Annotated in this window: 16 protein-coding genes; 10 read left to right on the top strand and 6 right to left on the bottom strand. The window is 44.1% G+C overall.

Translation table 11 applies throughout. The annotated features are described in order from the left end of the window. The first annotated feature begins 40 nt into the window (after positions 1-40). Entirely contained in the window at positions 41-4,213 is a 4,173-nt protein-coding gene (locus ACYTPF_RS08665; RefSeq protein WP_461851933.1) for an EAL domain-containing protein, read from the top strand. A gap of 217 nt (positions 4,214-4,430) precedes the next feature. After that, positions 4,431-6,110 carry an AMP-binding protein gene (locus ACYTPF_RS08660; RefSeq protein ID WP_179983720.1) on the top strand — a complete coding sequence of 560 codons (1,680 nt, stop codon included), beginning with the start codon at positions 4,431-4,433 and terminating at the stop codon, positions 6,108-6,110. Between the two features lie 210 nt (positions 6,111-6,320). On the opposite strand, the gene ACYTPF_RS08655 is transcribed toward ACYTPF_RS08660, so the two are convergent. Next, positions 6,321-6,974, bottom strand: a complete 654-nt coding sequence (locus ACYTPF_RS08655; RefSeq protein ID WP_179983719.1) for a dUTP diphosphatase — start codon at positions 6,972-6,974, stop codon at positions 6,321-6,323. Positions 6,975-7,613: 639 nt separating this feature from the next. On the opposite strand from ACYTPF_RS08655, the gene recC reads away from it, so the two are divergent. The 4 genes from recC to ACYTPF_RS08635 all read left to right on the top strand — a co-directional run bounded on the left by recC (position 7,614) and on the right by ACYTPF_RS08635 (position 18,639). Then, on the top strand, positions 7,614-11,231 hold the full coding sequence (recC, locus tag ACYTPF_RS08650; protein WP_461851932.1) for an exodeoxyribonuclease V subunit gamma: 3,618 nt from the start codon (positions 7,614-7,616) through the stop codon (positions 11,229-11,231). After that, positions 11,228-15,085 (top strand): exodeoxyribonuclease V subunit beta, encoded by a 3,858-nt coding sequence (gene recB / locus ACYTPF_RS08645; RefSeq protein WP_461851931.1) that lies wholly within the window; start codon positions 11,228-11,230, stop codon positions 15,083-15,085. The genes recC and recB overlap by 4 nt, the downstream gene beginning before the upstream one ends. 31 nt (positions 15,086-15,116) lie before the next feature. Next, positions 15,117-17,291: an exodeoxyribonuclease V subunit alpha gene (gene recD, locus ACYTPF_RS08640; RefSeq protein ID WP_461851930.1), complete on the top strand. Its 2,175-nt coding sequence runs from the start codon at positions 15,117-15,119 to the stop codon at positions 17,289-17,291. 109 nt (positions 17,292-17,400) lie between these two features. Then, positions 17,401-18,639: an IS4 family transposase gene (locus tag ACYTPF_RS08635; RefSeq protein WP_461851929.1), complete on the top strand. Its 1,239-nt coding sequence runs from the start codon at positions 17,401-17,403 to the stop codon at positions 18,637-18,639. Between the two features lie 48 nt (positions 18,640-18,687). Here the strand turns inward: ACYTPF_RS08635 and ACYTPF_RS08630 are convergent, their stop codons facing one another. Further along, positions 18,688-19,083 carry a hypothetical protein gene (locus ACYTPF_RS08630; RefSeq protein ID WP_461851928.1) on the bottom strand — a complete coding sequence of 132 codons (396 nt, stop codon included), beginning with the start codon at positions 19,081-19,083 and terminating at the stop codon, positions 18,688-18,690. Between the two features lie 169 nt (positions 19,084-19,252). Further along, entirely contained in the window at positions 19,253-20,680 is a 1,428-nt protein-coding gene (locus ACYTPF_RS08625; protein ID WP_461851927.1) for an aminotransferase-like domain-containing protein, read from the bottom strand. 256 nt (positions 20,681-20,936) lie between these two features. Between ACYTPF_RS08625 and ACYTPF_RS08620 the strand changes: the two genes are divergently transcribed. The 4 genes from ACYTPF_RS08620 to ACYTPF_RS08605 all read left to right on the top strand — a co-directional run bounded on the left by ACYTPF_RS08620 (position 20,937) and on the right by ACYTPF_RS08605 (position 22,743). Continuing rightward, positions 20,937-21,539 (top strand): LysE family translocator, encoded by a 603-nt coding sequence (locus ACYTPF_RS08620; RefSeq protein WP_461851926.1) that lies wholly within the window; start codon positions 20,937-20,939, stop codon positions 21,537-21,539. Between the two features lie 82 nt (positions 21,540-21,621). Further along, on the top strand, positions 21,622-21,960 hold the full coding sequence (locus ACYTPF_RS08615) for a nuclear transport factor 2 family protein (RefSeq protein WP_269918058.1): 339 nt from the start codon (positions 21,622-21,624) through the stop codon (positions 21,958-21,960). 37 nt (positions 21,961-21,997) lie between these two features. Further along, positions 21,998-22,378 carry a VOC family protein gene (locus tag ACYTPF_RS08610; RefSeq protein WP_461851925.1) on the top strand — a complete coding sequence of 127 codons (381 nt, stop codon included), beginning with the start codon at positions 21,998-22,000 and terminating at the stop codon, positions 22,376-22,378. A 29-nt stretch (positions 22,379-22,407) separates the two neighbouring features. Beyond that, complete coding sequence (locus ACYTPF_RS08605; RefSeq protein WP_461851924.1) at positions 22,408-22,743, top strand: hypothetical protein; 336 nt, start codon at positions 22,408-22,410, stop codon at positions 22,741-22,743. Between the two features lie 45 nt (positions 22,744-22,788). On the opposite strand, the gene ACYTPF_RS08600 is transcribed toward ACYTPF_RS08605, so the two are convergent. From ACYTPF_RS08600 to ACYTPF_RS08590, 3 genes are all read right to left on the bottom strand, one after another. Further along, complete coding sequence (locus ACYTPF_RS08600; RefSeq protein ID WP_461851923.1) at positions 22,789-23,409, bottom strand: DNA-3-methyladenine glycosylase; 621 nt, start codon at positions 23,407-23,409, stop codon at positions 22,789-22,791. A 26-nt stretch (positions 23,410-23,435) separates the two neighbouring features. Then, entirely contained in the window at positions 23,436-23,654 is a 219-nt protein-coding gene (locus tag ACYTPF_RS08595; protein WP_179985215.1) for a hypervirulence associated TUDOR domain-containing protein, read from the bottom strand. Between the two features lie 209 nt (positions 23,655-23,863). Further along, entirely contained in the window at positions 23,864-24,748 is an 885-nt protein-coding gene (locus ACYTPF_RS08590; protein ID WP_461851922.1) for an EamA family transporter, read from the bottom strand. Between the last annotated feature and the right edge of the window lie 39 nt (positions 24,749-24,787).

The following is a 24,787-nucleotide window of genomic DNA, read 5'->3' as shown; positions in this document are numbered from 1 at the left end:
AATTGCATAATAAAAATTTAAATTATGCGAACAACTTGTGATGAAGTTTTTATCCTACCTGGTTCTTTTGGCTTTTACTGTTTGTATTTATGCAGAGGCTTCTCCACGGCTTACCAACCCGGTTTTCCAATCACTTTCGACAAAAAATGGACTGCCTCAAGATGTCGTAAACGACATTGTAATAAGTGACGATGGGTTTGTGTGGATTGCCACTGAAGGTGGATTAGTGCGCTGGGACGGCGTTAGAACAAAACGGATAACGGATTCTACTAACACGCTACTTGATGCTTCAATTCACAGATTAGCGCTGCAAGGCTCCGAAGGGCTTTGGTTTAGTATTTTTGGCAAGGGTAATTACTATCTAGATTTAACTACCCAAAAAGTCGTTCAAATAGAGCCTACGAGTTACCACGATATTGAAGGTATGGTTCAACACGCCCAGACATTCCATTGGTACACTACTAATAAATTGGTCATCGCGCTTCACGAAGAAGTTCAGCTATTTGATACTAAAGAAAAGAAATTAACTCGCCTTGCTAAGCTACCTACTGAGCTTTTGGAAAATAATCATATCATTCGCGCTGCTATTACTATTGACGATACTTTGCTGGTAGCAACATCTAAAGGCGCTTATGTAAAAAATATACACGATACAGAACAGCCTCTGGTTAGCTTAGATTACTTAGGTGAAACACCACAGAATATTGACAACATCAATGCGAAGTTTCTGCTGTTGGATGAACAAAACAGAGTATGGATTTCAACGGTACTTGGCGTATTCGTCGCACAAAAAGAAGATTTTATAGCGCAAGTCAACGGCGCTAAAAAGAGTGTATTTGATCGGGTAGTCAATAATAGAAATGTGTGGACAATGGTCCAGCACAAGGACAATGCATTCTGGATGGGAACTAACAAGGGTCTGTATCGACTAGTTAAGGTGTCAGACGATTGGGAGAGCGAACACATTTTAGAGCCCAATAATGGGTTCACTGAAATCTCAAATAAGAAAATTACAGCAATAGCAAAAGACGAAACTGATAACTTGTGGATGAGTTCTGTCTACGCAGGCGCTTTATACTTCGGTGTTAAAAGTGCTGATATATCTACCATTCAGAACGAGCGAGCGGGAGCAGAAAGCGCTTTAACTAGTCACGTAGTGTGGACTTTCGCGGAAACCGAGCCCAATAAAATATGGATAGGTACTGACAATGGGCTAAATCATTATGACTTCACAACAAAAACATCTGACAAGTTTCTTTATTTTGATACCAAAGTTTATGGTAAGGGAGCGGTAGATAAAATTATTCCTTTGGAAAACGAAAAGCTGTTCGTGAGTACTTATGAGGGCATCCGACTATTCGACCCGAAGACAGAGGAAATATCTCGCCCAGAAGTACTTAGTGGCGGAGATGATGTTGTCTTCGATACTTATATTCCCGGCATGGTTCTGTCTGATAACGATGTTTTGTACTTTATTGGGTATGAGGGTTTTTTTAAGTATGACGTCGAAAATAAAGCCATCTCTCCACTTAATTTAGACTCACGAGTTTTCGACATCAATTTCTCTTATGGCTTTATAGGGCAGTCTTCCTATCACAACAATAGGTTGTTCTTGGCTACCAAAGGAGGCTTGTGGTTAATAGATCCTGAGACTTCGCGACATGAACTTGTTTATCGTTTCCCAGAGTCGCAGCGAGGAAACGAGCGCTCAATATCGTCTTGGGTCATTGATGATATGGGCGTGTTATGGCTTGCCTATAGTGGCGTCGGTTTGATTGGTGTCGATGCCGATACATTCGAACCCCTATACAATTTAAACGACACTAATATTTTGTTATCAAACATAGTGTATGGGCTTCAAAAAGATGAGTTTGGGAACATCTGGTTTAGCTCGCATAAAGGCCTTCATCGGTACGATCCTTCCACTGCCCAAATCAAAAATTTCATATATGGTCGTGAGCTAAGTGTTTCTGAATTTAACCAAGGTGCTTCGCTAAAACTTAATGATGGAAGGCTCGCCTATGGTTCAACAAGTGGAGCCGTTGTATTTTCGGCCTCGCAGCTTGAAAGCTTAGATACAGAGAAAAGCATGCTGAGCAAAAAAACGGCCATTACTGAAGTTGCAGTAGACAATCGAGCTCTTAGCCAGCCCTTAAAAAACTTAAGTGGTCACCACTTTAATTTAGACTATGAAGACTACGGGTTAACCATTCACTTTTCTTCGCTCGCTATGTCGGGAATAGGTAAAGTTAAATATTACTATAAGTTTCTTAACGGTGACCGCGTGGTAACAGAAGGCGTTACCGACGATGCGAAAATAACCTTTACCAATATAGAGCCTGGCGACTATGTTTTTACCGTGGCGCCGACTCCAGGTAGCTTCGAATTTAACGTATTGCCGGCAGAAATCACGCTCTCCATGCCTTATGCTCCACTTCGTTCACCACTGGCTTACTCCTTATATGCCACGCTTATTGTTGGCCTTTTAGTGGCTTATTTACTCTCTAGACAACGTCACCTGTTTAGGCTTCAGAAGGCGCAACAACAGGTTACCTTATTTAGCGATGCGTTTAGACAAACTCGGGATTGGGTACTCATTTTTGATAAAAATAAGCGTTTAGTTGCCGCTAATCCTGCCTTTGAGCAAGTGTTTGGATTTAATAACAGGGAGCCACTTCCTAAACAGTTAGCTCGCCTTTACCTGCGTTATCCCAACCTTAATCGACACCTATCGGGTAAGTTACCCGAAATGCAAGGCGGTGACTTTTGGAAAGATGAGACCGCTATTGATGGTGCTGACGGAAAACGTTACGACGTTTTGATAGATATAACAGCAGTAAGTGGCGAAACTAATGACGCAGAACACTATCTGATTGTTATATCTGATATTACCGAGCAAAAAAATGCAGAACGCAAGCTGCTTAAAATTGCCACCTACGACAGTCTTACCGGCTTGGTTAACAGGACGTTACTACTCGATAGACTTGAGCACGCCATAGGGCTTGCGCGTCATCATGGGCATCGTGTAGCTGTGATGTTTGTTGACCTAGACAGATTTAAAGGCATCAATGATTCTCTAGGTCACGATTATGGCGACAAACTTCTACGTATTGTCGCTAATAGAATGCGAAACCTGGTGGCAGAGTCGGGTACGGTTGCGCGTCTTGGTGGCGATGAGTTCGTGATTGTTATTGAAGAGGTGCGCGCCGACGATGATTTAAGTTCATTTGTAGCGCAAATTATTGAATCGGTAGAAACACCTATTTCATTGGCTGAAGAAGTGCTTCGTGTATCTTGTAGTATTGGCGTTGCTTTTTATCCGGAAGATGCGTCTGAACCTGCCGAGCTTATCAAGCAAGCTGATGTTGCTATGTACAGCGCTAAAAAAGATGCGTTGAGCGGTTTTACTTATTTCACAAGTGATATGAATGAACGCGCAAAAACGCGCTTGCAGATAGAAAACAAAGTAAAACGCGCTTATTCAGATGACTGCTTCTTTAATCATTACCAGCCCATCATAGATGCAAGAACTAATAAAACGATTGGGGTAGAACTGCTGCTTCGGGGAAGGTTAGACGAGGAGCCGCTGTTCCCCGATCAGTTCATTCCAGTTTTAGAAGAGCTTAAATACATCATTGAAGTGACAAGGCAAGCCATGCGCCGCGCGGCTCAAGATTTGTCTTTGTGGTATGAAAAAGGCTTTGACGGTTATGTGTCAATAAACCTATCTGCCCTCCACTTTAAAACTGAGTTCGACTTAAGCGGGGTACTTAGCCTGTTGAGCGAGTTTGGTTTACCAAAAGAGGCATTTAGATTTGAGATCACGGAAGGCGTATTGATGGACGATAGCGATAATGCTTTACGGCAGATTGAGCGGTTCGTAAAAGAAGGCTTTGTTTTAGCGTTAGACGACTTCGGAACTGGATACTCATCGCTAAGCTATTTAAAACGTTACCCGTTGTCGGTACTAAAAATTGATAAAAGCTTCGTTAATGAGATGGCTCCGGGTAATGCCAACGAAGCCTTAGTAACAACGACTATCGCGCTCGCAACTAATTTAAAGATGAGTTGTGTTGCAGAAGGCGTTGAAACACAGTCACAAGTTGATGAACTTATCGAAAAGGCCTGCTACTTCCATCAAGGGTATTTTTACGCAAAGCCATGCACAGCAGATGAAATAGTACCTATTTTGTTTAAAAATTGGTCTGAGTGAACGTAATTAGTAGCGGCTTTTAACGTTAAACAATCATAAAGAGTAAAAAGCCGCATGTATAAAAAAACTAAATTTAGCGCTCAAATTGTTGTTATTCATCGCAAATAATGTAAACGCTCGTTTAAAAAGCTTGTTTTTCAATAAAAAATAAGGCTTATTAGGAGTCTGTGAAATCATTGTAAAAATGAGCTACATTATAACAACATATGAGTGACTTATGCCGCTAGACATGACAGTAAACGCAAATACCACGGAAGTAATAACATCGCCATTAAGTATGTTGTACCACTGGGAAAAAAAACGTGGCAACGACGTATTTCTTACGCAGCCAATCAACGGTGAATATCACGACTACACTTGGAAACAAGTTGCGGAGCAAGCCCGAAAGGTGGCGGCACGTTTGCGTGAATTAGATTTCCCACAAGGCAGCCGCATTGGTATCTTTTCTAAAAACTGTGCAGAGTGGTTTATTGTCGACCTGGGCATAATGATGGCAGGTCACGTGTCGGTACCTATTTTCTCTACAGCCGGCCCTGATACGGTTCAGTATGTGCTGAAACACGCTGATGTACAGTTGTTGTTTGTAGGAAAGCTTGATAATACTGCCGAACAGGTAGCCTCAATTCCTTCAGAGTATCTAACTGTTGCCTTCCCTTATCCAAACATTGCGACCAAACAGCAGTGGAAAGAGTTCATGGATATAGCGCCAATCTCGGATTCACCTGTGCCTGACATGGACGACATGATGACGATTATCTACACGTCCGGAAGTACGGGGCAGCCAAAAGGAGTGGTGCACAGCTATAACACGGCTTGTTGGGCAGCCCGGCGTTCATTGGATCAGTTAGGCATCAACGAAAACGATCGCACTATGAGTTATCTGCCTCTTGCACATATTACAGAGCGCGTGCTTGTAGAACTTTCAAGCTACTATAGCGGTGGAAAAATTCATTTTGTGGAAGACTTAGCTACCTTCCAACGAGATGTAGGTCATTGCCAGCCTACGCTGTTTATTTCTGTGCCTCGCCTATGGACGAAATTCCAAATGGGCGTACTAGCGAAAATGCCGCAGAAAAAACTAGATACTTTGCTCAAAATACCCTTCCTCAACAAAATCGTTGCCAAGAAGATTCGAAACGGCTTGGGTATAAATAATGCGCGCTTATGGGCGAGCGGTTCTGCACCATTGGCGCCAGCTGTTATTGAGTGGTTTGCGAAAATCGGTATCTACATTTCTGAAGGGTGGGGGATGACTGAAAACAGTGCCTACGGTACTGGTAGTGTACCTTTCAGACATGACAAAATTGGTTGTATCGGTAAGCCTTATAACGGTGTCGATATTCGTACATCAGAGGAAGGCGAAATTCAGGTTAAGTCGCCATGCAACATGCTGGAATATTATTTAGAGCCTGATAAAACCGCCGAAGTGTTCACCGAAGACGGCTACTTGCGCACTGGCGACAAAGGCGTCATAGATAACGATGGCTACGTTAAAATTACTGGTCGTTTGAAGGACATCTTTAAAACGGCGAAGGGTAAATATGTTACACCGGCACCCATTGAAGCTAAATTTATGGAAAACCCTGTTGTTGAACAGGTGTGTGTGACGGGCACTAACTTACCCCAACCAGTTGCGCTTTTGGTGTTGAGTGAGGAAGCGCAAAAGAAAGACAAAGCCAGTATTGAAGCTAGCCTTAAGAAAACGTTTGAAGCTATCAACGCTAAATTAGAAAGCCACCAGGTAATGGACCGCGTTGTAGTAATGAAAAACGAATGGAGTATTGAGAACGATTTACTTACCCCGACGCTTAAGGTTAAGCGCCATGTGCTAGAAGAGCGATTTGTTGACATTATACAAGGTAATTACAGCGATAAATTGGTGTGGGTTGACGCGTAATCGCCCGTTTAGCTGTATTTTTCTGGCTAGATTAAAAAAGCTCTGTCCTTGGACAGAGCTTTTTCGTAGTAGTCTTATGAATACTGCCGGGCGTTAAACAGCCTATTCCTTTCGCACCTCAAGTCTCCACTCAGCACTGTCTACTATGCGCACCTAAAACCTAAGCCTAATACGCTATCGGAATGAATCTTTATCATGCCTAAGGGAAGTTTAAGAAGGGTAGCGTGCGCGCAAGCCTTCGTACACTAAATCGCTAAACTCGGGTTTAGTCAAATCAAGTGCATCCATGACTTCAACTAAGTGCTCATTGTCTTCACGTCCTTCCCATACTTTGACGTATGTTCCTTCTTTGTAACCGTTATCTTGACGGAAGAAATTGAGAACATTTTTGCCAACATACTGACGATACAACTCGTCAGCCGACATTTCGCATTGGCTCACGATAAACATAAAGAGTGGAACGCTGAAGCGCTTAGCGGCGCATAGGCCTGTCATTAATTCTAAATTATCAAGAAGGGACTGATTAGATGCGTCGTAGTCTTTACCATCGAAGGTCACTTGAGTATTGCCACTTGCCAGCTCAGCCGCAATACTTTTGGCTGACTCACTGATATCACCTTTATATTCAATAATGCATGCGCTCAGCGCAAAATGCCAAATGTCCACGAGCTCCATTTGAAGCTGAGGCAAGTCTTTTTTCTGTGCTTTCCACCATTTCCAGCCGTGATGTTCAATGGCTTCAACAGACTCAACCATAGCTGCACGCAAGTATCCATATCCTGCATTTAGCCAGTCTGGGTTTACTTTGGCGTTCATTTTATCTTGAAGAGAAAGCATGGTGGCGAGTTGTTGGGCGGTTAACATTGTTGCTCCTGACCGTAAATGTGTAATGCATCTTTTAAAGGAGAAATTGTACTTGAATGGCGATGAAGGAGAAACTGCTAAATTTTAGCCAATAATAGTGAAGCATCTTCTTTACTAAGTGCTTGCTTGTGGTGCACTTGCACCAGAGTAAAACCATGACTGATTAGTCATATTTTCTAAATTGCTCTATGTGTTTGAATTTTAAAGTTTAAAAAGTTGGCATTCTACCTGCAAAACCTAAAGAGTTAACAGTGCTGCCCAGTAGCGCTAACGTGAATGAGTGCCAGGCAACGCTTATTCACGTTGTTACTGAGTAGACCGTAAACCTTACCCATACAGATTTTTCGTGTCCTGAGGTCTGTATGGGTTTTTTTTGCCTAAAAAACGATACCATTACTTTTCTCATACCTCCGATACCTAGCTTTCTCCTATTACTTGTCACTGAGTTAATTGGATACGCTTATTTATGTCATTGCCTTAGTCCTTATTTTTATCTTCATAAGACATTTGCTTATCTATTTTTTTTGAGAAATAACTTAACTACTTGGCCTAATGCGATACACTTAATTGATAAGTTCGACGATGCGTGCATAGTCTTTATACAGAACCTAATAGCACGTTTTACAAAGGATTTTTCGATTGCTTGCGTTATACCCCTCTAATAAATTAGAACACTTAAGTTTCCTTCTTACCACGCTTTTACGTCAGCAACCCTTAGGGGTATTCACGCCAGAAACCATTCTGGTTGAAAGCCCAGGTATGCAACATTGGGTTAGTATGCAATTAGCCACTGAACACGGCGTGGCGATGAACATTGATTACCCGCTGCCTGTACGCTTTATGTGGAATACAGCGCGCTCTGTATTAGGGCAGGATAAAGTACCTAAGCAATCTCCTTATCGTCGTGAAGTACTGACTTGGCGCATTGACAATATTCTTCAAGATGACTCACTGATGAACGGTGAAGCTTTTGAGCAAGTAAATAGATATTGGAAAAACGCCGGCAGCGAGCAGGAGCAGGGCCTTCAGCGTCTTCAACTTGCTACTGCGTTAGCTGACGTGTACGAACAATATCTCTTATACCGTCCCGACTGGCTGTTTAAGTGGGAAGCTAATGAACGGGCTGTATTCGATGATATGGAATTATGGCAAAGCGAAATTTGGCGTATTCTTGCCAAAGAAGAGCCGTTGCATCCTGCCCGTTTGCATCAAATGACCCTAGAGGCGTTAGAGGCAGGTGACATACCAAATGATCCCGTCGGTCATTTACCCAAGCGCGTTATTGTTTTTGCCATTAACACTATGGCACCGCAACTAATAGCATTTTTTGACGCCCTCGCACAGCATATTGATATTCATATATTCCACCTAAACCCCAGCGTAAATTATTGGGGGGAAGCGAAAAGTAGTAGCGAACAAGCCAAGCTATTACGCCTGGAAGGACTTAAAAAATGGATGGAAGAAGACCAGTCCAACCCATTACTTGGCAACTTAGGTAAGCAGGGCAGAGAGCTATTTAATCTTCTTACCGAACTGGACACGTTTGAGATAAGCGCTTTTGATTCGCCAGAATTCGACGAAGTGGTCGACAACGGTGATACAGAGCCTACTCGCGGCCTGCTGGATTATATCCACAAAGATATTTTACAAGCCGCTCAACCTGCACCATTCACTAGCGAACTAAAACAAAATGATGATAGCGTCACTATCATGTGCACTCATTCCGCGCTTCGCGAGGTGCAAGTGTTGCACGACCATCTGCTTCATTGGTTATCTCAAGATAAAACGCGTACCCCGTCAGATATTCTTGTGATGTGCCCGGCTATTGAAAACTATGCGCCATTTGTTGATGCTGTATTTCACAGGGTTGGTACTAAAACCTTAGCTGGCACCGGGCAGGTTAGACTTCCCTGTACCATTGCAGATAGAAGCCCTATGGACGCGGAACCACTTATCGCGGCGTTTATGGCGCTTTTGCAGCTACCTGATAGCCGCTTTGGCGTATCGGACATCATGGATTATTTGCAGCTGGACTCTGTACAAAAACGATTTTCAGTATCTCAAGATGACATAGAACAAATGGTGGTGTGGCTAAAACAAGCCCATATCCATTGGGGCCTTAATAGTACCCATAAAACCGCTGTATCAGAGGGCGTTAAACTAGATGAAACGTACAGCTGGTGGTGGGGCATTCGTAGGCTGCTAATGGGCATGTTGGCGCAAGACGCCGAAGTGGTTGTGAGTGACCTACTTACTATTCCAGATGTGGAAGGGCAAAGTGCGCTAACCCTGGGTAAACTTGTTGATATAGTGGCAATGCTCGGGGAATTCGCACAAGAGTTGACCGATCCAAGAACACCCGAACAGTGGTCCAAAGCGTTAATCGACCTTCGCGATGCGTGCTTTATGCCTATAAAGGAGCAGCAGCAAAGCTGGGATCTTATTGCTAACGTTGCAGCCGATCTTGCAGCACGATGCGAAGAAGCAGATTACCAGCATGAATTGTCCTTACGCCAAATACGCGACCTTTTGCTAAATCGATTCTCATCACCAGATGCAGGTAACCACTTTATGACCGGTCAGGTCACGGTATGCTCAATGTTGCCAATGCGAAGTATACCGTTTAAAAAGGTGTGTATTCTTGGCCTAAATGACAGTGAGTTTCCAAGAAAATCAAGCCCCCTAGGCCTGGACTTAATGGCAGGTGCGAACCGTAGGGTTGGCGATCGTTCAAGGCGTTTGGAAGACAGATATTTATTTCTTGAAGCCATTATTTCAACGCGGGAAAGCCTGTACTTAAGCTATCAAGGCAACGATGTTACCAATAACAGTGAGCGCCAACCTAGTCTGGTACTGGCCGAGTTTATGGACATGCTGGAAAATAGCTACGCTCTGGCCTTGTCTAGATACCGAGTACATGCGCCGCTTCACCCCTTCAGTGAAGAGGGATTCGCTGGACAATTGCCAAGCTACGAAACCGGTTGGCTTAGACTGGCCGATGCGCTACAGCATACAAAGTCACAGTCTGATAAGACAGGTGTCGATAGCAGCGACTCTAATCATTTAGCGATACCTGATGAGCAATCCAATACGCTTTCAACACAAGAACTTCGACTATCAAATAGCCAAATTGCAAGAGCCTTTAAAGACCCTCTTGAGCACTTTTCTATACAAAGGCTAGGTGTAAACTTATCACAGTCATTTACGCTACTGGAAAACAGCGAGCCATTTGAGACCAATGCGTTGCTGCGCTATCAGGTGCTTGATGCCATCTTCTCATCGCCTGAACGCAAGTTGTCACAAGAGCATGACTCAATGTCATACGGTGAACAGGTGATCGCTTTTGCGTCGCTTCGGGGCGATATTCCCAATAACCCTGTTGCCAGAGATGAAGTTGAAATGTGGAAAGAAGGGGCGTTAGCATTAAGTCAGGCGATGGGACCTCACGATGCTGAACCTGTAAAGGCGCAGTTCCAAGGTAAATTTATCACCTTTACCACAACTGCCCTTGTTGGTAGCGACGCGTTAGTAGAGCTTTGTGCCGGTAAAATAGACTCCCACCGCGCGTTAAGCTTTTTCATCTCTCAATTGATATTTTCATGCAGTGATGGAGCAACTCGCTACAACAACTACCCACTGGATATTTATTCATGTTCATGGGAAAAGGGCGAAACTGTATTGAAAAAGCAGCGTTTCCCTTCTTATGACAAAGAAACTGCGGTGCGGCTACTCTTGTTTATAGAACAGCTTTACATAGCTGTTTATACGGCGCCAACGCCAGTGCATTTAAGCTTGTTTGGCACCTTTATGCCCGGCACAAGAAACTCAGAGACTAAGCCCGTAGTTGAAAGCATAAAACCGGATATGTTTAACCATATCCTGCATGCACTACTGCATAGTACAGATGTTACAAGTGAAACCGATAAAGCCATTCTCGATCAATTTCAACAGGTAATTGAGGAAGTCTGCCCGTTTGCTGAGAAAGACAGCGACACTACTCGCGAAACAACAAGTGACAGAAACGAAAAAGCGAAACAGGTAGTTGGTCAATCTGCCGCACTTTTTGACACCATTGAACTACAGCGTGCGCTAACCGATTGGCAGCAAAGTAATGGGCAGTACAGTGCGGATATGGCAAGCAATCCTTACCTCAACTGGTTATTCCCGCAAGGTGTAAGCTGGAACGATGCCCCGCACTTGTGTGCCTTTGTACTTTTTTCCATGGTCAATAATGCGTCTCAGGAGGAGAAGTTATGAGCCAGAATTCTGTATCCTCTGAAAATTACGAGAACGAGCAAACCCAAACCGAAGCGCAATTGCTTGACGTGGTGGCTATGCCGCTAAAGGGGCGACACCTTATCGAAGCGAGCGCAGGTACCGGTAAAACCTTTAACATTACGCGTTTGTACCTACGCTTGCTGTTAGAAAAAAAGCTTAACGTTAAAGAAATATTGGTGATGACCTTCACCAAAGCCGCTACCGAAGAAATTAAGGGGCGGATTGCGGCCACCCTAAGAGAGGCATTGCTTATTTGGCAGCAAGCCAAAGACAACGGCAACGAAATAGACGCTAGCTGCGACCCGGTTTATCAGAGCTTGTTTAATAGCTGCGATCCTGATGAGAGTTTAGCCCTATTAAAAGCAGCGCAGCTAGAGCTTGATGAGGCATCGGTTTTCACTATCCACGGTTTTTGTCAGCACGTTATTACTCAGCTGGCGTTCAACAGTGGCTTCGCTATGTCGCTAAATTTGGGTAACGATACTAGCGATTTATATCTTCAGGCTGCCGAAGATTTCATTCGAAAAATAAGTAAAAGCGAGAACGATTTCAGGCTGTTGGCAGAGTCTGGCTGGCACACACCTGAAAACCTACTGCGTGAATTTAACGCCAGCATAAAAAGTACTCTGACCCCATTAATGCTAACTGAGGACGACATTGAAGCGGCTTTTAACAAACAGCTGAATGACGCGCCAAACACGTCTTTGGCCTATGCGAAATCTTTACTGCAAAGTGTGGAAGAAAACGAAGGGTTAATCGTAGAGCAGCTTATTAAAACACCGGCCCATAAAAAAGAAAGACCCCAAGAATTGGCTGCGCTTAAAGCATGGTTAGGCTCTTGCGTAAGTGAGCAGCAGTATTATCTCGCACCACCAGAAGCAGAGGCTTTTGTTAAGGGTAATCGATATGCTCGGAATTCTTCAGGCGTAAAAGAGATTTTAACGCCAATTAAGGAATTTGCTGGTGCGCTTAAAAAAGCATTTGCCGAGAAAGATAAAGCACTAGGTAAAGTACCTGTTTTCAAGTTGGTTATCGAAGCTATTGCTTTTATCAAAGAGCGAGTTGAAAAGCAGAAAAAACAGCTGGGTGTTATCGACTTCGACGACCTTATTCGCATGTTAGCTGATGAGGTTATAAAGCCAAACAATACCCTTGTGCCAGAACTTCGTAAGAAGTTTCCAGTCGCGCTAATCGATGAGTTTCAGGACACTGATGCTAAGCAATACGCTATTTTAGACTCGGTATATCCTAATCTAGCTGAAGCTGATGAAAGTGCGCTGCTAATGATTGGCGACCCGAAACAGGCTATTTATCGCTTTCGGGGAGGCGATATTTTTACCTATTTAAAAGCGGGTAGGCAGGCGGATTACCGCTGGGTTATGAACACTAACTGGCGTTCAGTGGAAGGTATGGTAAGGGCCTACAATCGATTATTCTACGGTGCGCCAGTGGCATCGGGTAAGCCCACTGATGTATTTGGCTTCGGCATTAATTACAACCCTGTTGAATTTACCCCTAAAGCCGCAGCTGCTAAGGCACCTTTGGTAGACCCCGCTGATCAAGATAATGTTGTGAAACGCAGTGCAATGAATTACGTGAGCATGTGTTTAGAGGAGAAAGAAAACACTAACATTATGCGGCGTAAAATGGCGCAGTGGATTGCGCAAGAAATTTATCGCTTGTTGAATGAAGCGCATTTTAAAGCGGCGGACGGTCACACTACGCCAGTAAAACCTCAAGATATCGCCATTCTTGTCAAAGATAGAACCGAAGCAGGCGCTATCAAAAATGTATTACAGCAAAAAGGGCTGGCCTGTGTTTATTTAAGCGATCGCAGTAATCTATTTGCCAGTGCTGAGGCGAAAGACGTGCTTAGGTTGCTTAATGGCATTTGGCATGCGAACGATACCAGTAAAGTAGCGTCCAGTCTGGCATCTCCGCTTTGGGGCTATAGCGCAAAAAACCTTATCGAACTGCTTTATCACGAAGATGATGCTCAGTGGGATGCCGCTATCGATAAAGTACTGTCCCTGCGCGAGATGTGGCTGCAAAAAGGCTGTATGAGCGTACTGCTGCACTTAATGCAAGACAGTTATCAGCCCCATGCCGACAGTGTGGAGCGAGCATTAACTAACTATCAGCATTTAGCGGAAGTACTGGAAAAAGCCAGCACTACACACCAGCGCCCTGAGCAACTACTGGATTGGTTGAATAAGCAAATCCATAAGCCGGAAAGTGACGAAGAGCTAACGCTTCGTCTTGAGAGTGATAGTCAGCTTATTCGTCTTATTACTCAGCATGGCTCAAAAGGCCTTGAGTATCCAATAGTTTTTGTACCCTATGCCACGGGCTATAAAGACGCGTCGAAAAATGGAAAGGCGACATCGCAAATCTTTACCTATTACGACGAAGAGAAGCAAGACTTGCAGATGCAGCTGGGGCAAACGCCACAAGCCATAGCTCGGGTTCAACATGAAAGCGAAGCGGAAGATATGCGCTTGGCCTATGTGGCAGTAACCCGTGCAGCGCACCGCTGCTACATGGGGGTTGTACCTCTTGCTAACAATGAAAAAAGCGCACTGGCTCGAGCCTTAGGAGTAAATGGGGATAGTGTCAACAACGATTGGCCAAGTGTGTTAAGCAGGGTCGCCGCAGAAGATGCGTCTCATGCAAGCCACATTGATGGTGACGAGTTCGAAGAAGTGTATTCAGGCTTTGAACAAGAAGACGAGCTGGTAGAGCTTAGCGCGTTGCAATTTACCGGCACGGCGAGCGAAGAGTGGCGGCTGTATTCATTTTCAGCGATGAGCCGTTTAACTACCGTGGGTACGAGCGCAAATACAACACCAGTAGAAGCTTCAGGTCAAACACTCCCGAGTGTGCCCGTACTTCAAACCATTCGTGACGAAGAGGTGTACGCGGCGGATTCACTTGTGGGGGGAGAAGAGCTGTTAGGCGCAAGTAATGCAGATCCTTCTTTTAGCACTACAACTACAATCAGTAAAAGTGACTTGCGTTTTACTTTGGAAAAAGGCGCAAGCGCAGGTAACTTACTTCACGATATTCTTGAGAACAGTGATTTTAGTGCGCCCGAATGGGAAGAAACTGGCAAAGAACTCGTTAAACGCTTTGGTCTAGAAGAAAAGCGCACGCCGCTACTTTACGATTGGCTTGAAGAAACGTTACAGACGCCCTTGTATCCTAAAATGCAACTAAGCATGAGTGATTTACCGTTAGCGCAAACCCTGCGCGAAGCAGAGTTTTACTTTCCCATGAACGATACGCAATGGGCTCAGCTTCGTGATGTTCTTGCTCACCACCGCCAATCTGTAGCTGACTCGATTGGTGGTAAAGCCGAGGCCGCGCCTCAGCTAATCACGACGAAATTGCAGGGAATGATGCACGGTTTCATCGACTTGATTTTTGAACATGATGGTCAGTTTTTTGTGGCGGATTACAAATCAACCTGGCTTGGAGATACCTTAGATAGCTACTTACCCGTTGCGCTGTTTCACAATAATCAGCACCACCTTTACGATCTTCAATATTTAATTTACTGCTTAGCGTTACATCGCTATTTAAAAAATACCCTGCCTGATTACGACCCTGATGTTCATTTCGGCGGTGTGTATTACCTATATTTACGCGGCATGCACCCAGAGAACGAAGGGGGTGAAGGGGTGTTTTATACCGATATTCCTTCGTCTTTGCTCATGCAAATAGATTCAATATTTGAAAGTGGTGGCAATAGTCAGCAAAGCGACAATTTGAAAAGTGAAGGCACTACTCAACAGCATTCAGAACAGCAGCAGTTTAGTTTCGATGACAAGTAGTGGCATCAAGGACAATATAGTTAGGAAAATAATGAACAACAATCAACATTCTGTATCGTCGTTTTTTGATAACTTGTTTGGCATCGAAGCTATCGACAAATTTGTCGCAAAAGAGTTTGGCTTTATTGATGAACTCGCACATGAAGATAGGTTTATCTGGGCTGGGTTACTGGCGTATTTGTCATACATGCAGCGTAACGGGCATAGCTGTATCTATCTTAAAGAAGTAGCTGGAACGACCCTTTTCAAAGAGACTGACACTGAAGAAGCGGCTGGCTTGTCGGCCCAAGTGCAAGAAAGCGAAAGTGCATCATCTATTCACAATCCCCAAGGGGTCATATATCAACAAGAGCCAGAACAGGCCCTTAAGACAGGTTTAGAACTACCTCGGCTTACTCCTTTGCTAAAAATAGTAAAAAGCGCGCTGGGAAATGAACAAGTTGCTCAATTATTTGTTTATGAAAACGGTAGGCTTTATAGCCGTCGTTATTATGAGTTTGAACAAGAGGTAGCGCGAGACATAGTGAAGCGGGCGGCGCTTACGCCGTTAACAGAAGATGCGAATGACAAAGTAAAGCAACTTTGGCCCGCTATATTCCCTACCGAAACTACAGATCAACAAGATTGGCAGCAAATTGCTGTTGCTAAAAGTTTAATGCAGGGTTTCTGTGTCATTAATGGTGGGCCTGGAACCGGTAAAACCTATACCGTATTACGCCTATTGCTGGCGCTACAGGCGTGTGACAAAGACCTAAATATTGTATTAGCTGCCCCAACCGGCAAAGCGCAGCAACGTATGACCGAGTCTATCGTTAACAGTATTGAAGGGCTTCGCGGCAAGGTGGACGATGCTGCGCTTGATAATGTGCCTACTGACGCTGTAACGCTGCATAGATTATTAGGATTGCGAGAATACGGTGTATCGACCAAGTACAATCAGCACAATCAATTAGCCGCAGATGTGCTCATTGTCGATGAGGCAAGTATGGTCGACCTAGCGTTAATGACGCGCATTGTCCGCGCATTGCCGAACCATGCACGACTCTATTTCATCGGTGATGCTGACCAACTTCCAGCTGTTGAGCTTGGCAATGTGTTAGAACAATTGGTTAGTGACACAACAAGCTTTGACGTAGTAGAGAATGTATCGTCGAGCAGCGAAAGTAGCTCACACAGTGATAACGGCCCGCTCTCATTGGGGGGCGTGCCTTCGATGATGCGCCAGCATATTGCCACGCTGTGCCCACATCTTCCTATGTTACCTGTTAATGAGCAAGCCAAAAGCTATGTGGCAACACTGCAGGCACCGCAGCGTTTCAAAGGCCAAGTAGCAAAAGTAGCGACGGCCATCCAAAAAGGTGATGCGGATGGAGCGATTGCTGCCATCGCCGAAGGGGGCGATGAAAGCAGTAAAACCACAAACCTAGCTTCCACCACTAATTCACGCTTAAAAGAAGGCGTGCATTTATGGTCAGAAGATGAAGTTGGCAGTCGTGATTTACATGAGTTAGCCAAAGAAAGCTTCTTTCCCATTTTTGATGCCGATAGTGCTGAAGAGGCGCTTAATCGCCTAAACTATGTCAGATGGCTCACACCGGTTCGCAAGGGTACAATGGGAGTAGAGGGCCTAAATAGCTTAGTGTTCGATGCTATCAAGCACAAAATTAAAAAGCGAGAAGGGCACTTCTATCAAGGTCAGCCCATAATGATAGTAAAAAATCATCATCCACAGCGGCTATCTAACGGTGAAGTAGGCGTAATCTGGCCTGATAGCACAGGTAAGCTGTATGCATGGTTTTACCAAGACGCAAAAGGTGCAGACCAACAAACCTCGTCAGATAAGGGCGAGAATGCTACTGGCGTACAAAGCCAAATACAAAAACAAATGTTACGCAGCATATCGTTATCAAGAGTGCCACAGTTTGAAACCGTATATGCCATGACCATTCACAAATCCCAGGGCTCTGAATTCAACCACGTTGTACTCATACTGCCCAAGCCCGATAGTGAGAAAGCCGCCAACCTATTCCATCGGGGGCTAGTGTATACCGGCTTAACCCGTGCAAAAGGCGGTTGTTTGATCATTTCAGACAACGCGACATTTAGCCATATGGTTCAGCGTGTAGATAAGCGCTATTCAGGGTTGTCAGAAGCAATCCGCCAATACCTAGAGGGTAAGACTGGCGAAGTCACAGAAACAGAATAGAAGAAACAATATTCTGTCCGCCAATTTGGGGGGCAGAGTCTGAGGTATCCCCACAAATAAACTAATGATATCAGTGAGATAAAAAAGACAGGAACATTCATGACGTTTGGTGATCAGATCAATCGCCAAACTTCACCGAGACCAAACAGCCATGAATGCCCTATCTATTGTGAACAAAGTCGTTACGCTTGTCAGCTACAATATGCATAAAACTCGTCTAAATGCGGTCACGGCGTGCGTCAAAAGTCTGCTTAATGGAAGCGCTGCAACCGTAACCAGCATAGGTCGAGGGATAAACACTAAAGCCTTTGAAAAACATAGGATTAAACGTGCAGACCGCTTGCTCTCAAATCCGCATTTACTAAGTGAAACACCGCTCATCTATGCATCTATATGCCAACTATTTTGCGGCAACACAACACGCCCTGTTATCTCAATAGATTGGTCAGATTTAGACGACCGTAAAGCGCATTTTCTTTTACGCGCGGCAGTATCTCTGAAAGGAAGGCCCATCACACTTTACCAAGAAGTACATTGCAACAAGACCAAAGAGAAACCTGCTACACACAAGGCATTTTTAAAGGCGTTACACGCTATATTACCTTCAAATTGCCGACCCATTATCGTTACCGATGCAGGGTATAAATCGCCTTGGTTCAGAGAAGTTAGGGCCCTAGGATGGGACATTGTTGGGCGTATCCGCAAGCCACATCTTTACTCGCTTGATAGAGGAAATACGTGGCAATGTATTCGTCGTTTATACGCACAAGCAACCTGTCGACCGAAGCGTTTTGATAACAGCCAAATAGTAAGGAGCAACCCCTTTACCTGCACGCTAGTTCTTTTTAAACAGAAATCTAAAGGGCGTCATGCTTCAAATCCAGATGGTACACGTAAAGCCTCAAAACGCTCAAAAGTTCATGCGCACGGGGCGAAAGATCCATGGCTATTAGCGACATCACTGGCACCTCATCGAAGCTTATCGAAGCAAGTAGTGGCCATTTACAGGCAACGAATGCAAATTGAAGAAGGCTTTAGAGACATGAAAAGCACGAAGTTCGGACTTGGCTATGAACAGAATAAAAGCGTGAAAAAGCAGCGTCTAACGATACTGGTATTGCTGACGACGTTAGCTTCACTCGTGGCTATATTACTGGGTATGGTGCTCGTCTCATCGAATAGGCATCGGCGCTTCCAAGCCAATACCGAAACCAGAAGCGTGCTGTCATTCCATTACCTTGGACTCAGGGCTGTCGCTTGTCGAATACGATTTACGATGCGACAGTGGAAAGCTGCACTCAAGTGGTACAGCTCTATAGTTGACGTAGCCTGGGCTGAAGGAACATGAAATTAAATTCGTGGGGATCCCTCAGGGGCAGAGTACATTTCTGCGTTGTTATTTCACAGGCGTAAACAAACAAAGGCCGTTTTTGTTAATAGCAATTGGCGTTTTGCTTATCAAATAAATGCGGGTGGGTGCGCTTACGCGCAAAATACCGCCTTCAGCGTTTAAAAACTGTGAAGGCAAAAGCACAGAATTGTCATCATTTTTTAGGCGATTAGTTTCGGCTTTTATGGAGAAGTGCGATAAGCCGAGATGATCTAGCCAGCCCAATATATTATTTGGTGTCGCAACAAAATGCTCGTGCTTTAATAAGCTGCTGTGTAACGTAATGTTCGCACCGAAAACGGGTTTGTTTTCTATAGCCATCTGCGTATTCGGCTTTATATGCAGCCGATATAGCCCATGTGACTCCGGCACAATATCATCATTTGCATCTGTATCATTCACTAGCGTTAGCATACAAAGTTTCACGGGGTAATTCTGATGACTTTATTGTGGTGGAGTTACGTTTGTCCTGCGTTGATGTGGATCAATCAGAGGCAAATACTGGGCTACAAGCTATTTTTAAAACGGTGGTTGTATGAAAAAGTGAGCACCAAATATTTTGGATAGTGAACTAGGCTATTTGCGCGTTAAGCAATTCGCCAAGGCGCCTAATAGCTTCGGTCCGTTCAGCTTGAGTACTATCAATAAAATTAAAACGCAAACAATGCCGATATTTCCCCGTCGCTGAAAACAGCTGTCCGGGCGCGACATAAATACCGTGCTGTTTGGCTTCATCGGCAAGCTTAACACTGTCGTAACGGCTGTTGAGCTCGACCCACAGCACATAGCCACCTTGAGGGTAGCTAATACACGTGTCTGAAGGGAAAAAGCGTTTAATGTCTGCACGCAGAGCATCTCGCGCGCTCACGTAGTAATGGCGCATGGACCTAATGTGTTTATCGTAGCCACCCTGCTCAATAAAGCTTGCTATAGCTAACTGGGGCAAGGTAGGGCACATAGAGCTACTGACATACTTAGCATGTAGTACTTTGTTTCTATAGCTACCGGGCGCTATCCAACCTACGCGAAAGCCAGGCGCGAGGGTTTTTGAAAACGACGAACATAGCAAAACGCGACCGTCCTCATCGAACGATTTTATCGTTTTTGGTCGAGGGTAAGAATAAGCTATATCGCCGTAAATATCGTCTTCGATAATGGCAATGTCGTATTCTCTCGCCAACTCGTATAGCGCTTGCTTTTTTGCCTCAGGCATAACGAATCCCTGCGGGTTATTCACCGTTGGAGCGACTAAAATTGCCTTTATCGGCCATTGGTCAAGCGCTAGTTTTAATGCCTCTATACTTAGCCCCGTTTCAGAGTCAGTGGGAATTTCTAACGCTTTCAACTCTGCGCCCTTTATAGCCTGCATAGCACCGTAGAACCCAGGAGATTCTACCGCTATCACGTCACCAGCGCTTGCCACTGCACGAAGACACACTGATAGTGCTTCTTGGCAGCCAGAGGTCACAATAAATTCGTCGCTTTGTAACACACAGCCAGATGCTGCGGCCAATCGGCTTAGCTGTTTTCGCAGAGTTTCATCACCTTTTACGTCACCGTATATCATGCCGTCTAAGGCTCTATGTTTGGTTAGTTCATGCAGACGTTTTATCAGCGGTTTAAGTGTTTTGGCGGTCATGTTAGGCATGGCATGCTGGAACTGACAAAGGGTATTAACATTGTGGTCTTTACTGAAGGTATTCAGCAAAGTGTCTAGCACATCTTCCCATTGAGACACATCCATAGGACGCTGCGGTGGCTTCGTCATGCGTGGCGTGTTGTCTATTAATACACTACGGGCAACAAAATAACCTGATTTAGGCTTTGCCTCTACCAGTTGCTGCGCTTCTAAAACACGATAAGCTTCCTGCACGGTAGCAATACTTACTTTATGCTCCGTTGACAGCTGCCTTACAGAAGGTAATTTGTTTCCCAACTCAAAAACACCACGTTCGATTTGGGCTTTAAGTTCATGGGCTAATGTTTCATAAAGCGTCATCGTAACCTTTATTCTTCTGAAGTCATCTGCATACAGATAACTATATCTTAGTTAACGGGTGCTTTTAACCATACAGATTAGTCAAATAACAACCATACAGAGATGAATATGGCTAAACTGTATGGCTGTTTTTAAAAGTGTTTGAGTCTGATGCATACAGAAATATGGCTGTAATGTGTTAGCGAAAAACAAGCGTTTGGTTAACCCAGTTTCTCTCAAAGAAACGCATTACTTACCTCAACACATAAGGACTGTCATGGAAACATCTATTCTCATCGCACTGGCGACATTCGCATTCATCAGCACGGTAACGCCTGGCCCAAATAATATGATGCTTTTGGCTTCAGGGGCACAATACGGTTATAAACGTTCGCTGCCGCACATGTTGGGTATTGTGATTGGTGTTGCAGGTTTAATGGTTAGCACACTGCTTGGCATTGGTGCGTTATTTAGCATATTTCCCGTATTGTACAGTGTGCTTAAGGTGCTTGGCGTTGCATATCTGTTATGGTTAGCATTTAAAATTGCCACCGGGCCTGTGGATGAAATTGAGATAAAATCAGCCAGACGTCAGGAGCCACTCAAATGGTGGGAAGGGGCATTATTTCAGTTGATAAACCCTAAAGCATGGATGATGGCGTTAGCGAGTGTAGGCACATTTACCCTGCCTGGAGAGCATTATACGGAATCTGGCATTGCAATTGTTACCGCCTTTGCAGTTATTGGGTTTCCTTGTATTTCGCTATGGGCTGCAGTAGGTGCAAGAATTCGTGTATGGTTGAGTTCGCCAATTCGAAGACGGCAGTTTAACCTCACAATGGGCGCGGCAACAGCTGCAACATTGTTTTTAATTGTGTAACCTTTGTATGAACTTGGTGCTAGTTTTTAGAAAAATCGACTAGCTAGTGCCTCTTAAAAACTTGATGAAAGGAACGCGAATAATGAATCTGGTCGGTAACTTCATTCAATACCTAAATGCTTATGAAAAAAAGAACTTAGACAGCATTTCCGACATGTTTTCAGATGACATCGCATTACGTGATTGGAAAATTTCCGTACAAGGTAAATCTTTAGCAATTGACGAAACACGTAAAAACTTTGCGAATGCAGACTCAATAGAAATACACGTGCTATCAACCATGGCAAACGATAATATGGTGTCTGGAGAGCTTAAAATTGTGGTTGATAAAGCAGAAACATTATTTGTCGTCGATGTTTTAACATTTGATGAAGACGGTAAAATCACCTCTATTCATGCTTATCTAGGACGTGAAGATTAAGCTAAGTTGCAGTAAAACCCTATAGGAGCAAGTGCTCATGGAATTGAATCAAGTTACACTACCTGTTACCAATATGGCTGAAGCGGTTGAGTTTTATCTTACCCTTGGGTTTACACAAATAGTAGATACACCGCATTATGCAAGGTTTACGTGCCCAGAAGGCACCTCCACATTTTCACTCTCTTTAGAAAGCGAAAGCGTGCAAAATCATAGCGTGATTTACTTTGAACATGAAGCGTTAGACGAGCTATATGCATCGCTTGTAGAAAAGGGTATTCATTTTGATCAACCGCCCACTGATCAACGTTATCTTTGGAAAGAAGCTATTTTAAAAGACCCATCTGGCAATAAAATAAAGCTTTATTGGGCGGGAGAAAACAGAGTAAACCCGCCGTGGAAAGTAGAAATTAAGCAGTAACTATTTAAATAAATATCCCGAGACAATTAGTGACAGAACCCCTAATAAGCGTGCACTTTCGCTTAACAAAGTTAGATGCCATGCAGGCCTATACGCTAAAAAGAGAAATTGAAGGCGCTTATTTTATTAAGCATGAAGGGAGTGATGATGACCAAAAAGCTGACGTTTTTGTCGGCATGGTGCCTTTAAAAGAAACGTTGTTCGACGGACTCAACGACTATGTCATACGCCAGCAAATTAAGTACGATGACTGTGATATTTTTGTAGAAGCCAAAAATGCTAATGGGGATATCGCCGTACCAAGGGTAGTAAACAAATTGCTGAAGTATATAGACTGTAAGCTTACGTATGCCCTAACTAACTAAGGTCTTCCTAAGGGTGAGCGAAGGAAATTGTCACATTAAGCCTTTTTATACACCCTGTTTCAGTGTGAAGCGCCAAGGTAGGCTTGTATCATCCCTTGCGGGACGCGGTTTACCTTTATCGTCTTTTTTATCTTCTTTGGCGTAATCTATGCCTATGCGAGGTGCGCTGATGATACTTTCGGCCGCATTAAATTCGGCGTTGCTCTCAATCCAGATAGTATTGTTGTTTACCACAGGTTCGCCATTTAGCGCTGGTGTTAACCCTAAAGCTTGTGAAAGCTTCGCAGGGCCAGAACATAAGTCACGCACCGCAATGTTTGACCCTCGTCGTTCCTGCATTATATCTAAGCCCACGGTAGGACTGATTGCTCGGATAAGCACAGAATCAGTATAGCCCACCTCGTTAGTGACAATATTGAACATGCTGTGGTAACCGTAAACCGTATAGATGTAGGCTATGCCGCCCTTTTTCTTAAGCGTTGTTACAGATGAGGGCCGGCGCAATAGGTGTTTTTGCATGGCAAGATCCCGTTCACCGCAATAAGCTTCAGTTTCTGTGATCATTCCTCCGGTAAGTGAACCACCGACACTGCTAAAAACAAAATTGCCAACAAGTGACCTAGCAATGTTGACCACATCACTGTCAGTGAAAAAAGAAAGCTGCATTTATTTCAAAGTAGATTAAAGGTAATTTACGACGATTTTTTAATTTCGCTGTGAGATTTTAAAACCTTACTGCCATCGTCTTGTTCAATAAGGTAGGCAGGGTCACTGTCGCTCGCTTCACGCTTTACCGATGAGCCTTTAATAGTGCGTGTAACATCACTGGTAAATTTCTCTCTTATATTGCCTGTGGCACTGCCATTACCCCATTCCCATTCAACTTCTGTATTTACAGCGTAGTGCTTCATCATCATTCCCTGTAGCGTAAGTTTTACTATTTACACAGTGTTAAACGGGGAAAATAGTCGCTTAGTTCATAAAGCAATACAGTGGAAAGGCGAAAGGTAAAGAAAAAGCCAGGTAAGGTACAAGAAACTAAGGTAAAAAGAACTAAGGTAGAAAGAGCTAAAGCCAAAAGATCTAAAGCAAAAAAAGCTAAGCAACTGAGCTTGAAACACTAAGAAAGCGTTTCAAGCTGCTTTTGTTTGGGCACTTGTTTCTGAGTAGCAGAACTTCCAGCGGTAGCTATGACCACTAAAGCTACTGCAAGCCACTGAGTCAGTGTAAGGGTTTCATCAATAATGATAAACGCTGCTACAGCTGCAACAGCCGGCTCTACACTCATCATTATGCTGAAAGTTTGCTTGGGCATATTGCGCATGGCACTCATTTCTAAGGTGTAGGGAATAGCGGATGAAAAAATCCCTACGGCGCAGCCTATAAGGACCGCCTCTGAAGATAATAAAGCACTGCCTTGACTCACTATACCAATGGGTACCACACAAATGGCGGCTACTAGCATACCTAAGGTAACCGTTACGCCGCCTGAACCTTCGTTGCCCGTTTTGTTACCAAATACAATGTAGCCGGCCCAAAAAGCTCCCGCGGTTAGCGCAAGCATTACGCCGATAGGATCTAGGCCTTCTGCTGATGCACCGAAAATATCCGGAAGCAGTAAACAAACGCCAGCAACGGCTAAAATGGCCCACGCAAAATCACGTTTTTTTCTTGCGCTAAAAAAGGCCACTGCCAATGGACCTGTGAATTCAAGCGCAACGCCTATACCTAATGGTATACGTGCAATGGCAAGGTAGAAGATGATATTCATTGCCCCTAAACAGGCGCCATAAATAATGACGTTTCGCCATCCTTTCGCACTTAAGCTTGCTTTCCAAGGCTTAAAAATTACTGTTAACACCAAGGCCGCGAAGAATGCGCGCAGGGCGCTTGTACCTTCAGGCCCCACGATAGGAAAGAGTTGTTTGGCAAATGATGCACCCGATTGGATAGTTATCATGGCCAAAAGCACTGCGAGTATGGCAAGTAAAAAACGTTGATTCACAATGTATTGCAGTTTCAAAGAGATAAAGCAGAATTATAT

The organism is Alteromonas sp. HB246098 (assembly GCF_054890645.1).
Note: the sequence above shows the minus strand (reverse complement) of the source record. Positions and strands in the feature narration are given on the sequence as shown.

Bases quoted from the DNA above. Each gene is read 5' to 3' on its own strand.
- ACYTPF_RS08665 (WP_461851933.1), top strand. From the start codon at position 41: ATGAAGTTTTTATCCTACCTGGTTCTTTTGGCTTTTACTGTTTGTATT.
- ACYTPF_RS08660 (WP_179983720.1), top strand. From the start codon at position 4,431: ATGCCGCTAGACATGACAGTAAACGCAAATACCACGGAAGTAATAACA.
- ACYTPF_RS08655 (WP_179983719.1), bottom strand. From the start codon at position 6,974: ATGTTAACCGCCCAACAACTCGCCACCATGCTTTCTCTTCAAGATAAA.
- recB (WP_461851931.1), top strand. From the start codon at position 11,228: ATGAGCCAGAATTCTGTATCCTCTGAAAATTACGAGAACGAGCAAACC.
- recD (WP_461851930.1), top strand. From the start codon at position 15,117: ATGAACAACAATCAACATTCTGTATCGTCGTTTTTTGATAACTTGTTT.
- ACYTPF_RS08625 (WP_461851927.1), bottom strand. From the start codon at position 20,680: ATGACGCTTTATGAAACATTAGCCCATGAACTTAAAGCCCAAATCGAA.
- ACYTPF_RS08620 (WP_461851926.1), top strand. From the start codon at position 20,937: ATGGAAACATCTATTCTCATCGCACTGGCGACATTCGCATTCATCAGC.
- ACYTPF_RS08615 (WP_269918058.1), top strand. From the start codon at position 21,622: ATGAATCTGGTCGGTAACTTCATTCAATACCTAAATGCTTATGAAAAA.
- ACYTPF_RS08610 (WP_461851925.1), top strand. From the start codon at position 21,998: ATGGAATTGAATCAAGTTACACTACCTGTTACCAATATGGCTGAAGCG.
- ACYTPF_RS08600 (WP_461851923.1), bottom strand. From the start codon at position 23,409: ATGCAGCTTTCTTTTTTCACTGACAGTGATGTGGTCAACATTGCTAGG.
- ACYTPF_RS08595 (WP_179985215.1), bottom strand. From the start codon at position 23,654: ATGAAGCACTACGCTGTAAATACAGAAGTTGAATGGGAATGGGGTAAT.